The 10,814-nt window shown below is 73.4% G+C and carries 8 protein-coding genes and 1 pseudogene; 2 read left to right on the top strand and 7 right to left on the bottom strand.

The genetic code is table 11. From position 1 onward, the window contains the following. Positions 1-93: 93 nt before the first annotated feature. The 4 genes from ruvX to ACFV61_RS25190 are packed head-to-tail and all read right to left on the bottom strand — an operon-like array spanning position 94 to position 4,178. Positions 94-582 carry a Holliday junction resolvase RuvX gene (gene ruvX / locus ACFV61_RS25205; protein ID WP_380494007.1) on the bottom strand — a complete coding sequence of 163 codons (489 nt, stop codon included), beginning with the start codon at positions 580-582 and terminating at the stop codon, positions 94-96. Then, positions 582-3,251: an alanine--tRNA ligase gene (gene alaS / locus ACFV61_RS25200; RefSeq protein ID WP_380494005.1), complete on the bottom strand. Its 2,670-nt coding sequence runs from the start codon at positions 3,249-3,251 to the stop codon at positions 582-584. Before alaS ends, ruvX begins: the two co-directional genes overlap by 1 nt. Next, the gene (locus tag ACFV61_RS25195; RefSeq protein WP_380494003.1) at positions 3,251-3,694 is read right to left on the bottom strand and encodes a DUF6167 family protein; all 444 of its coding nucleotides are present in this window, start codon (positions 3,692-3,694) and stop codon (positions 3,251-3,253) included. The genes alaS and ACFV61_RS25195 overlap by 1 nt, the downstream gene beginning before the upstream one ends. A 4-nt stretch (positions 3,695-3,698) precedes the next feature. Next, on the bottom strand, positions 3,699-4,178 hold the full coding sequence (locus tag ACFV61_RS25190) for a DUF948 domain-containing protein (RefSeq protein WP_063346789.1): 480 nt from the start codon (positions 4,176-4,178) through the stop codon (positions 3,699-3,701). Positions 4,179-4,430: 252 nt separating this feature from the next. On the opposite strand from ACFV61_RS25190, the gene ACFV61_RS25185 reads away from it, so the two are divergent. Together ACFV61_RS25185 and ACFV61_RS25180 are read left to right on the top strand one after the other, a co-directional pair. After that, complete coding sequence (locus tag ACFV61_RS25185) at positions 4,431-6,650, top strand: ATP-binding protein (RefSeq protein ID WP_380494001.1); 2,220 nt, start codon at positions 4,431-4,433, stop codon at positions 6,648-6,650. 56 nt (positions 6,651-6,706) lie between these two features. Next, positions 6,707-7,027 carry a tetratricopeptide repeat protein gene (locus tag ACFV61_RS25180; protein ID WP_380377234.1) on the top strand — a complete coding sequence of 107 codons (321 nt, stop codon included), beginning with the start codon at positions 6,707-6,709 and terminating at the stop codon, positions 7,025-7,027. Positions 7,028-7,328: 301 nt separating this feature from the next. Here ACFV61_RS25180 and rpsD read toward each other — a convergent pair whose 3' ends face one another. The 3 genes and pseudogenes from rpsD to ppk2 all read right to left on the bottom strand — a co-directional run bounded on the left by rpsD (position 7,329) and on the right by ppk2 (position 10,636). Continuing rightward, the gene (gene rpsD, locus ACFV61_RS25175) at positions 7,329-7,943 is read right to left on the bottom strand and encodes a 30S ribosomal protein S4 (protein WP_063346792.1); all 615 of its coding nucleotides are present in this window, start codon (positions 7,941-7,943) and stop codon (positions 7,329-7,331) included. A gap of 324 nt (positions 7,944-8,267) precedes the next feature. Next, positions 8,268-9,744 (bottom strand): annotated as a pseudogene (locus ACFV61_RS25170) (replication-associated recombination protein A). 58 nt (positions 9,745-9,802) lie between these two features. Further along, entirely contained in the window at positions 9,803-10,636 is an 834-nt protein-coding gene (gene ppk2, locus ACFV61_RS25165) for a polyphosphate kinase 2 (protein WP_063346794.1), read from the bottom strand. Positions 10,637-10,814: the final 178 nt, after the last annotated feature.

The raw sequence follows: 10,814 nt of genomic DNA, 5'->3' as shown, positions 1-10,814 counted from the left end.
GGGGGGGGGGGGGGCGGGGGCCCCCGCGCCCGGCGCCCCCCGCGGCCGCGCGCCCCCCCCCGCCCCCCTCGACGGGACGTTAGATCAGGCCGGTCAGCCGACCGCCTCGACGCTCTCACCAGGCGGGTTCCCGCTCACCCGTTCGGACTCAAGGGCGGTCTGCAGGATCACCACCGCGGCGGCCTGGTCGACCACCGAGCGGCCCTTCTTCGCCTTGACGCCCGAGGCGCGCAGCCCGTGGGTGGCGGTGACGGTCGACATCCGCTCGTCGACCAGCCGGACCGGCACCGGGTACAGCCGGTTGGCCAGCCGCGTCGCGTAGGCGCGGACCTTCTCCGCCGCCGGGCCCTCCTTGCCGCTCAGCGAGCGGGGCAGCCCGACGATCACCTCCACCGCGTCGTACTCCTCGACGATGGCGGCGATCCTGGCCTGCGACTTCACTCCGGCCGGAACGGTCTCCACGGGCGTGGCGAGCACCCCGTGGGGGTCGCAGGACGCGACCCCGATCCGGGCGTCACCGACGTCGACGGCGATCCGCCGCCCCCGCCGGAAGGGCCGCTCCACCTGAGGCTCCTCGACCATCAGCTGGCGCGCTCCGCGACCAGGCCGCGCACCGCGGCGACGGCCTCGCCGACCGCGGCCGGGTTGGAGCCGCCGCCCTGGGCGACGTCGTCCTTGCCGCCACCGCCGCCGCCGAGGGTCTTGGCGGCGACCCGGACCAGCTCGCCGGCCTTGATGCCGCGGCCGCGGGCGTCCTCGTTGGTGGCGATCACGGTCAGCGGGCGGTCGTTCGCCACGGTGAAGGCGGCGACCACGGCCGGGCGCGAGCCGAGGCGGCCGCGCACGTCCAGCACCAGCTTGCGCAGCTCGTCCGCGCCCACGCCGTCGGCGACCTGCGCGGCGACCACCGAGATGCCCTGCACGTCCTCGGCCGAGTCGGCCAGACCCGCCGCGGCGGCCAGCACCTTCTCGGCGCGGAAGCGCTCGATCTCCTTCTCGGCGTCCTTGAGCTTGGCGAGCATGCCCGAGATCTTCTCCGGCAGCTCCTCCGGGCGCCCCTTGACCAGCTCGGTCAGCTGGGACACCACGGTGTGCTCGCGGGCCAGGAACTTGTACGCGTCGACGCCGACCAGCGCCTCGACGCGGCGCACGCCGGAGCCGATCGAGGACTCGCCGAGCAGCTTCACCAGGCCCAGCTGGGCGGTGTTGCCGACGTGCGTGCCACCGCACAGCTCCTTGGAGAAGTCACCGATGGTGACGACCCGGACCTCGTCGCCGTACTTCTCGCCGAACATCGCGATGGCACCGGCCTTGCGGGCCTGATCCATCGTCATGACCTCGGCGGTGACGTCGAGTTCGCGACCCAGCACGTCGTTGATCTTCTGCTCGACGTCGACCAGCACGGTGCCCGGGACGGCGGCGGGCGAGCCGAAGTCGAAGCGGAAGCGGCCGGGGGCGTTCTCGGAGCCGGCCTGGGCGGCCGTCGGGCCGAGCGCGTCGCGCAGCGCCTGGTGGGTCAGGTGGGTGGCCGAGTGGGCGCGGGCGATCGCCCGGCGGCGCTCGGTGTCGATCGTGGCGTACGCCGAGGCGCCGAGCACGACCTCGCCGAACAGCACCCCACCGGAGTGCACGATGACACCCGGGACGGGCTGCTGCACGTCGCGGATCTCCACCACCGCGCCGGACTCCAGCCGGATCCGGCCGTGGTCGGCGAGCTGGCCGCCGCCCTCGGCGTAGAACGGGGTGCGGTCGAGGATGATCTCGACCTCGTCGCCCTCGGAGGCGGCCGGCGCCGGAACGCCGTCCACCAGCAGGCCGACGACGCTGGCCTCGCCCTCGGTGAGGTTGTAGCCGGTGAAGACGCTCGCGCCGGACTTGTCGGCGACCTCCCGGTACGCGGCGACGTCGGCGTGGCCCATCTTCTTGGCCTTGGCGTCCGCCTTGGCGCGGTTGCGCTGCTCCTGCATCAGGCGGCGGAAGCCGGCCTCGTCCACCTGGAGGCCCTGCTCCTCGGCCATCTCCAGGGTGAGGTCGATCGGGAAGCCGTAGGTGTCGTGCAGCTTGAAGGCCTGGTCCCCGGAGAGGACCGCGCCGCCGGCCTGCTTGGTCTCGGTGACCGCGGCGTCCAGCAGGCTGGTGCCGGCCTTGAGGGTCTGCAGGAAGGCCGCCTCCTCGCCGACGACGACCGTCTCGATGCGCTTGCGGTCGCTCTCCAGCTCCGGGTACTGCGGAGCCATCGCCTTGATCGCGATGTCGGTGAGGTCCTTGGCCACCACGCCGGTGGCGCCCAGCAGGCGCATGTTGCGGATGGCACGGCGCAGGATGCGGCGCAGCACGTAGCCGCGGCCCTCGTTGCCGGGGGTGACGCCGTCGCCGATCAGCATCAGCGCGGTGCGGATGTGGTCGGTGACCACGCGCAGCGAGACGTCCGACTTGTGGTCGGCGCCGTAGGTGTGGCCGGTGAGCTCGGCGGCGCGGTCGAGGATCATCCGGCTGGTGTCGATCTCGAAGAGGTTATCGACGCCCTGGAGGATGGCGGCGAGGCGCTCCAGGCCGAGGCCGGTGTCGATGTTCTTGCTCGGCAGGTCGCCGAGGATCTCGAAGCCGTCCTTGCCGTCGCCGTGGCCGCGCTCGTACTGCATGAAGACCAGGTTCCAGATCTCCAGGTAGCGCTCGCCGTTGACGGCCGGGCCGCCCTCCTCGCCGTACGCGGGGCCGCGGTCGTAGTTGATCTCCGAGCACGGGCCGCAGGGGCCGGGGACGCCCATCGACCAGAAGTTGTCCTTCATGCCGAGGCGCTGGATGCGCTCGGACGGGACGCCGATGACGTCACGCCAGATCAGCTCGGCCTCGTCGTCGTCCTGGTAGACGGTGATCCAGAGCTTCTCCTTCTCCAGGCCGTAGCCACCGTCCGCGACGGAGCTGGTGAGCAGCTCCCACGCGAACTTGATGGCGCCTTCCTTGAAGTAGTCGCCGAAGGAGAAGTTGCCGCACATCTGGAAGAAGGAGCCGTGCCGGGTGGTCTTCCCGACCTCCTCGATGTCCAGGGTGCGCACGCACTTCTGGACGCTGGTGGCGCGCGAGAACTGCGGCTTGACCTCGCCCAGGAAGTAGGGCTTGAACGGCACCATGCCGGCGTTGACCAGCAGCAGGGTGGGGTCGTCGGCGACCAGGGACGCCGACGGAACGACGGTGTGGCCGCGCTCCTCGAAGAAGCGCAGCCAGCGGCGGCGGATCTCAGCCGACTCCATTATTGGTCCTTCCGGTTCGGGGTGCCGCCCCGCTGCGGCAGGGCGCGGCGGGGCGTTTCTTCAATGGCTCGGGTGGTGGTGCGGGCCCCATGGGACACGGGGCGGGGGCCTGACGGGGGCAGGGCGGCGGCCGGGCTGCCGGGCGCCGCCGAGATAGCTCGGTACTGCGGCTCGCCGCGCAGGACCCGTCCGGTGCTCCGGGGTTCGACGACGGCGGTGCCGTGCAGTCCGAGGTCGTCCTTCAGCTGCTCCTCGCGCTCGGCCATGCCGGCCCGCACGTCCTGGGCGAACTGCTTGGCCAGGTCGCCCAGGTGCAGCGCACCGCGCGTGGCGGTGCCGGAGAGGCTGTCCGGGGTGAGCCGGTGCACGGCCTCGTTGGCCTTGTTCATGGCCCACACGGTCGCACCGGCGCCGACCGCCATCCAGAAGACGCGTCGCACCATGCCGTCAGCCCCTCACCGCGCGCCGGACCCGGGAGAGCAGGCCGTTCCTGGGCGCGGTCGCGGCGCGCACCTCGGCCCGGATCAGCCGGGCCAGCTCCTCGCGCTCGCCGCTCTGCGACGGCACGGACGGCTGGCCGCCCTGCTGCTTGGCGACGGCCTTGCGGACGCCGTAGCTGAAGGCCGCGACCTTCACCAGCGGCCCGCCCAGGGTGGCGGCGACGGTGGAGGAGAGCGCGTTGGCGTTGGCGGCGGCGTCCTGCACGTTGGCGGTGATCTCGTCCACCCGCTCCAGCTGCTGGTTGGCACTGCGCACGGCGGCGCCCGCGTCGCTCAGCAGCGGGACGGCCTGCTCGGTGACGGCGGAGACGAGGACGGTGGCCTCCTTCAGCACGCGCGAGAGGCGGACCAGCACCACGGCGAGCAGGGTGACCAGGACCGCCCAGAACACGGCGACGAGCAACCCGGCCAGCTCTCCCACGGACACCTTTGCGCGCTCCCTCGCCTTGCTGTTCTCCAAACGGAACCCTATCGCGCCCACGCCCGGTTTCCGGACCGGGTTATCGCCGGGCCCCGGGGTCCACCGCCGCGTCGGCCCTCGGCCGAACCGGTCGGATGTGCGAACCGCGCGCGTAACCTACCGGCCGGTCACCTCGTTCTGCCAGGCGGGCCGTCGCCCGTACGGCCCGACGAACGTCCGGGCCCCGACGGTCCGGGCCAGGAACACGGGGAGCAACGCTTGGCCGGCGACTGGAGAGCACAGCCCGGGGAACCCGCGGCGTGGCCGCGCGAGCCGCAGCCCGGCCGGCTGCCGGCCGAGGTGACGGGCTTCGTCGGGCGGCAGCGGGAGCTGGCCGAGCTGGCGGGCCTGCTGGCCGGCGCCCGGCTGGTGACGGTGACCGGGCCGGGCGGGGGGGGCAAGAGCCGGCTGGCCCTGCGCGCCGCCGCCCGGGCGGCCGGCGCCTTCCCGGACGGCACCTGGCTGGTCGAGGTGGCCCCGGTACAGGACCCGCTGCGGCTCGGCCGCGCGGCGCTGGAGGCGCTGCGGCTGACCGACGACACCGCCCGCCCGCCGCTGGACGTGCTCACCGAGCGGCTGTCCGGCCGGCGCACGCTGCTGGTGCTGGACGGCTGCGAGCACCTGGTGCAGGCCTGCGCCGACCTGGCGGACGCGCTGCTGCGGGCGCTGCCCGGCCTCCGGGTGCTGACCACCAGCCGCGCCGCGCTGCGGGCCTCGGGCGAGCACCTGCTCACCCTGGCCCCGCTGCCGGTCGACCCGCGGCCGAGCGGTCCGGGCGGGCTGCCGGACGCGGTGCGGCTGTTCGCCGAGCGGGCCCGGGCGGTGCTGCCCTCCTTCGCGCTGACCGAGGCCAACGCCGAGGCGGTGGGCCTGCTCTGCCGCCGTCTGGACGGCCTCCCGCTGGCGGTGGAGCTGGCGGCCGGGCGGCTGCGCGCGCTGTCGGTGGAGCAGATCACCGCCCGGCTGGACGACCGGTTCCGGCTGCTCACCGGCGGCTCCCGGACGGCCCTGCCGCGGCACCGGGCGCTGCGCACCACGATCGGTTGGAGCCATGAGCTCTGCACCGTGCAGGAACGTTTGCTCTGGGCCCGCCTCTCGGTCTTCGCCGGCAGTTTCGACCTGGAGGCCGCCGAGTACGTCTGCGCCGGTGACGGCCTGGAGGCCGAGGACGTGCTCGACCTGCTCGACGAACTGGTCGGCAAGTCCGTGGTGCTGCGCGAGGACAGCGCCTTCGGCGTCCGCTTCCGGCTGCTGGACACCCTGCGCGACTACGGCGGCCAGTGGCTGCGGGCCGCCGGAGAGGAGCAGCGGCTGCTGCGCCGCCACCGCGACTGGTACCTGGGCGTGGCCACCTGGGGCGAGGTCGAGTGGTTCGGGCCCCGGCAGGCCGAGACCGCCGAACGCACCCGACTCGCCCACCCCAACCTCCGCGCGGCGCTGGAGTTCTGCCTCGCCGAGCCCGGCGAGGAGCAGATCGCCCTGCTGCTGGCGGGCACGCTGTGGTTCTACTGGGTCGGCTGCGGCCACCTCGGCGAGGGGCGGCACTGGCTGGACCGCGCGCTCGCCCTGGACCGCGAGCCGACCGAGGCCCGCGCCAAGGCCCTCTGGGCGACCGGCCACCTGGCCACCCTGCAAGGCGACCTGGAAGCGGCCCGCCCGGCCCTGGAGGAGTGCCGCCGCCAGGCCCTGGACACCGGCGACGACCGGGCGCTCGCCTACGCCGTCCACCGGCAGGCCAGCGCGGCCCTGGTCGGCGACGAGCCGGAGCGCGCCGCCGAGCTGTTCGAGGAGGCGCTCTGGCACTACCGGACCATCGGCGAGCTCAACAGCAACGTCGTGCTGGCCATGGTCGAGCTGGGCCTCGCGTACCTGTTCCAGGGGGATCCGGAGAGCGGCGAGCTCTGGTTCGGCCAGGCCCGCGAGCTGTGCGAGGAGCACGGCGAGCAGTGGGCGTACGCGTACGTGCTGTACGCGATGGCGTACGCGCACTGGCTGGACGGCGCCGTCCGGGCGGCCCGCGCCCTGGCCCGGGAGGGCCTGCGGCTGAACCACCTGTTCCACGACCTGCTGGGCATCGCGCTGGCGATCGACCTGCTGGCGCTGCTGGAGACCGAGCCGGGCGGCCCGGGCGCGCCGGGCGACCTGGGCGAGGCCCGGGTGCTGCAGGGCGCCGCGCACCGGATCTGGCACACGGTCGGCCTGCCCTTCCTGGGCTCGCGGTCCTTCTTCGGCCCGCACCAGGAGTGCGCGGAGCGGGCCCGGGCGGGGCTGACCGCGCAGGAGTACGAGCGGTGCTACCAGGCCGGGGCCCGGCTCGACCTGGACGCGGCGGTCTCCCGGGCGCTGGGCGCCAGCGGGTCGACGGGCGGCCCGGAGCCCGGGTCCGGGCCCTGCTCGGTGCCGTCCGCACCGGCGCCCGCACCGGCCAGGAATAGTTGAAACTTGCCGATTGCTTGAGGAGGCAAGGAACCACCCGGAAGGAGCCCCCCGTGGCCGTGACCACCGCCGCCGACGAGTACCGCCTCGCGACGTTCCACTTCGAGTCCAAGGCCTACGCCGACGCCGCCCGCATGCTGGAGGGCGTGCTCGCCGAGGAGCCGGCCAACCTCTCGGTCCGGCTGCTGCTGGCCCGCAGCTACTACCACTCCGCCCAACTCGGGCGCGCCGAGGCCGAGTTGCTCCGGATCCTGGACACCGACCCGGCCGAGGACTACGCCCGGCTGATGCTCGGCCGCACCCTGGAGCGCCAGGGCCGCGCCGAGGAGGCCCGCCCGCACCTGCGGCTGGCCGCGGCGATGACCGGCGAGAACCGCTAGGGGCTCTCTTTCGGATCACGTCGGATCAGCGCGCGGCGTCGGAGTGCGTGCGTCGCAAGGCGGAGGAGGGAGTCCATGCGGTGGGGGCACCTCCCGGCCGGAGGCTGGGGGCCATCGGCGACCGACGACAACGCGGCGAGGTGCGTGCTCCGGCGTCGCGCGCCCGGCGTGATCCGAAAGAGAGCCCCTAGGTCCCGTCCGACCGGCACCAGCAGACACCACCGGAAAAGGGGCGAGCCCCCGCCGCCTCGAAAGGCGACGGGGGCTCGCTGAGGTACCGCAGATGCGGAACCGCCGCGGGTCAGCGCGAGTAGTACTCGACCACCAGCTGCTCGTCACAGATCACCGGGACCTCCTTGCGCTGCGGCGCACGGTCCAGGCGGAAGGCCAGGGCCTTCAGGTTGACCTCGAGGTACTTCGGGGTCTGGCCCTCACCCGCGTAGCCACCCTCACGGGCGACCTGGAACGGGACCTTCTCCTTGCTGCGCTCGCGGACGGTCACCACGAAGCCCGGCTTCATCTGGTACGACGGCTTGTTGACCTTGCCACCGTTGACCTCGATGTGGCCGTGGACGACCATCTGGCGGGCCTGGTAGATGGTGCGGGCAATGCCCGAACGCAGCACCAGCGAGTCCAGACGGGTCTCCAGCTCGGCGACGAGCGCCTCACCGGTCTTGCCCTCGGCCTTCTTCGCGCGGTCGAACGCGCGCGCCATCTGCTTCTCGCTCAGGTCGTACTGGGCGCGCAGACGCTGCTTCTCGAGCAGACGGACCTTGTAGTCCGAGTTCTGCTTGCGACCACGGCCGTGCTGGCCGGGCGGGTACGGGCGGGCCTCGAAGTACTTGACGGACTTCGGGGTCAGCGGCACGCCGAGCGCACGCGCGATCTTGACCTTGGGACGCTTCTGGTTCGCCATGAACCAAACCTTCCTTGCTTACGAATACGGCTTCACCAGGTGTTGACGGAGGTCGCATCTCGCGACCCGGAGACAACCCATCGCCGAGGCGATGCGGTCAGCCGCTCTCCGGAGCCGGGCACAAAAGTGCTGGTCACACGGAACAGCCCGGAAATCCGGGCCGTCCGCGACACCGAAACGGTGCGCGACGCTCCTGGTGCGGGCCTCCCGGAGGAGGCCTACGGCCGATGCCCCGCTGGTGCGGCCGGTCGGTGGAGTCTCCTCCGCCGCCGTCCCGGGGCATGGCACTTCGACCGATTGTACCGGGTGGTCGAGCGCCCCTTCTCACTCACCCCTGAGCCGACCCCGCGTCCACTCCACGACGTCCGCGTACCGGGCCTCGCCGCCGCGCCGGGTCGGCTGGTAGTAGTCCTTGCCGTGCACCGCGTCCGGCGCGTACTGCTGGGCCGCGATGCCCTCCGGCAGGTCGTGCGGGTACTGGTAGCCCTGGCCGTGGCCGAGCTTGCCCGCGCCGCCGTAGTGCGCGTCCCGCAGGTGCGGCGGCACCGCGCCCGCGAGCCCCTGCCGGACGTCCGCCAGCGCCGCGTCGATCGCCAGGTAGGCCGCGTTGGACTTGGGCGCCAGGGCCAGCGCGATCGCCGCCTGGGAGAGGATGATCCGCGCCTCCGGGAAGCCGATCAGGGCCACCGCCTGGGCCGCCGCGACCGCCGTCTGGAGCGCCGTCGGGTCGGCCAGGCCGACGTCCTCGCTGGCCGAGATCATCAGCCGGCGGGCGATGAACCGCGGGTCCTCCCCCGCCTCGATCATCCGGGCCAGGTAGTGCAGGGTGGCGTCCACGTCGCTGCCCCGGATCGACTTGATCAGCGCGCTCGCCACGTCGTAGTGCTGGTCGCCGTCCTTGTCGTAGCGCACCGCCGCCTGGTTGACGGCCGTCTCCGTGGTGGCCAGCGTGATGCTCGCCTCGGCCTTCTCCAGCGCTGCCCCGGCCGCCGCCTCCAGCGTGGTCAGCGCCCGCCGGGCGTCACCGCCGGCGAGGCGCACCAGGTGGTCCTCGGCCTCCGCCGTCAGCTCCAGCGCGCCCCCCAGGCCGCGCTCGTCGGCCACCGCGCGGCGCAGCAGGGCGCGGACGTCCTCGTCGGTCAGCGACTCCAGGGTGAGCAGCAGCGAGCGGGACAGCAGCGGGGAGATCACCGAGAAGTACGGGTTCTCGGTGGTCGCCGCGATCAGGGTGACCCAGCGGTTCTCCACGGCCGGCAGCAGCGAGTCCTGCTGGGCCTTGGAGAAGCGGTGGATCTCGTCCAGGAACAGCACCGTCTCCCGGCCGGACATGCCGACCGCCCGCCGGGCGCCGTGGGGGGGGGGCCCCGGCCCCCCGGGCCCGGGGGGCGCCCCCGCCGCCCGGGTGGACAGCCTCCCGGGCCCCGACTCCGCCTTCCCCAGCGGCTTCTACACCCTCGCGCGCGCCCGGGGGGCGCGCTCCCAACCCCCCGCCCACTGCCCCCCCGGGGGCGGGCCCCCCGGACAGCTCGACGAAGCGGCCCTCCACGGCCTGGCTGATCACGTGCGCCAGGGTGGTCTTGCCGGTGCCGGGCGGGCCCCAGAGGATCACCGAGCTGGTCGCCGCCGGCCCGCGCGAGCCCGAGACCAGCCGCCGCAGCGGCGACCCGGGCTTCAGCAGCTGCCGCTGCCCGGCCACCTCGTCCAGGGTGCGCGGGCGCATCCGTACGGCCAGCGGCGCCCGGCCGGGCTCCCTGCTCTGGCGTTCCTCGGCGGCGGCGGTGAAGAGGTCCGGTTCGTCCACACCGGAAGCCTATGCGAGGGCGCCGACACACCCGCCGGAGCAGCCGGCCCCATCGCGCCTACGCCCTGTCCCGCCGATCGAGGCGGGCCGCGTGGTCCGGGACGTACTTCTGCAGGTCGCGCGGGGGCCGCTGGTAGCCGCGCGGGGCCGGGCGGGGCGGCAGGTCGATCTGCGGGGCGGTGATCTCGCGGTACGGCACGGTGGAGAGCAGGTGGGCGATCATGTTGATCCGGGCCCGCCGCTTGTCGTCGCTCTCCACCACGTGCCAGGGCGAGTCCGGGGTGTCGGTGTAGACGAACATCTCGTCCTTGGCCCGCGAGTAGTCCTCCCACCGGGTGATCGACTCGACGTCCATCGGGGAGAGCTTCCAGCGCTTCATCGGATCCTCCAGCCGGTCCCGGAAGCGCCGTTCCTGCTCGGTGTCGCTCACCGAGAACCAGTACTTGCGCAGCAGGATGCCCGACTCGATCAGCATCCGCTCGAAGGTCGGGCACTGGTGCAGGAACTGCCAGTACTGCTCGTCCGTGCAGAAGCCCATGACCCGCTCGACACCGGCCCGGTTGTACCAGCTGCGGTCGAACAGCACGATCTCCCCGGCGGCCGGCAGCTGCTCGACGTACCGCTGGAAGTACCACTGGGTCTTCTGCCGCTCGGTCGGGGTCGGCAGCGCCGCGACCCGGGCGATGCGCGGGTTCAGGTACTCCGTCACCCGCTTGATCGCGCCGCCCTTGCCGGCGGCGTCGCGCCCCTCGAAGACCACCACCAGCCGGGCGCCCTCGACCCGCACCCACTCCTGCAGCTTCACCAGTTCCTGCTGGAGCCGCAGCAGTTCCCGCTCGTACGGCTTCCTCGCGAGTCGTTCCGGCTTCGCGGTCCGCTGCTCCTCGGCCACCTGGGGTCCTCCGTCCGGCTGCTGCTGATGAGCACTCACCGTAGGCGCTGGAGGCCGCCTCCGCAGGTCGGCGGACGGATGGGCGGGCGCGGCGGGCCCCCGAAACCCCGCCGCCCCGCACCCCCCGCCGGGCGGCGCCCAAGCCCAAACAAAAACAAAATGCCCCACCAGACCGCCC

The organism is Kitasatospora sp. NPDC059817 (assembly GCF_042731835.1).
Taxonomy (GTDB): domain Bacteria; phylum Actinomycetota; class Actinomycetes; order Streptomycetales; family Streptomycetaceae; genus Kitasatospora.
Note: the sequence above shows the minus strand (reverse complement) of the source record. Positions and strands in the feature narration are given on the sequence as shown.

Bases quoted from the DNA above. Each gene is read 5' to 3' on its own strand.
- ruvX (WP_380494007.1), bottom strand. From the start codon at position 582: ATGGTCGAGGAGCCTCAGGTGGAGCGGCCCTTCCGGCGGGGGCGGCGG.
- alaS (WP_380494005.1), bottom strand. From the start codon at position 3,251: ATGGAGTCGGCTGAGATCCGCCGCCGCTGGCTGCGCTTCTTCGAGGAG.
- ACFV61_RS25195 (WP_380494003.1), bottom strand. From the start codon at position 3,694: ATGGTGCGACGCGTCTTCTGGATGGCGGTCGGCGCCGGTGCGACCGTG.
- rpsD (WP_063346792.1), bottom strand. From the start codon at position 7,943: ATGGCGAACCAGAAGCGTCCCAAGGTCAAGATCGCGCGTGCGCTCGGC.